Here is a 515-nt window from a genome sequence, read left to right on the forward strand (position 1 = left end):
GATTCGAGCTACAACAAGCCGTCGAACCGGCGGCGCGGCCTGCACTGGAAGGACCTCATGGTGCGGGTCGAGGGCCCCATCGTGCTCGGCCTCGAGGCCGTGTTCCAGGGCGACTGGTACCTCGAGACCGGGGAGCTGCTCGCGCACCTCGCGGAGTCCGACTTCGAGTCGGATCGCCCCGGCGCGCTCGACTGCCAGATCGTGCCGAGCGGGCCCGGGTACGCGGGCGAGAACAACCTGCAGGTCTTCGTCGCGCTGCTCTACGCGGCGCAGCGGCGCATCAGCATCACGAGCCCCTACTTCGTGCCCGACGGCTCGATCATGAACGCGCTCCGCGCCGCGACGGCGCGCGGGGTCGAGGTGGAGCTCTTCGTCTCGGAGACCGGGGATCAGGCCGTCGTCTACCACGCGCAGCGCTCCTACTACGACGAGCTGCTGCGCGCCGGCGTGCGCATCTGGATGTACCGGCCGCCGTACATCCTGCACTCGAAGCACTTCACCATCGACGATTCGGT

General features: G+C 68.7%; 1 protein-coding gene. It reads left to right on the forward strand.

From position 1 onward, the window contains the following. Positions 1 to 515, forward strand: a 515-nt coding sequence (locus IV04_RS24555; protein ID WP_037441864.1) for a phosphatidylserine/phosphatidylglycerophosphate/cardiolipin synthase family protein, incomplete at both ends; no start/stop codon positions are given.

Source organism: Serratia sp. Ag1 (assembly GCF_000743355.1).
Taxonomy (GTDB): Bacteria; Pseudomonadota; Gammaproteobacteria; order Enterobacterales; family Enterobacteriaceae; genus Chania.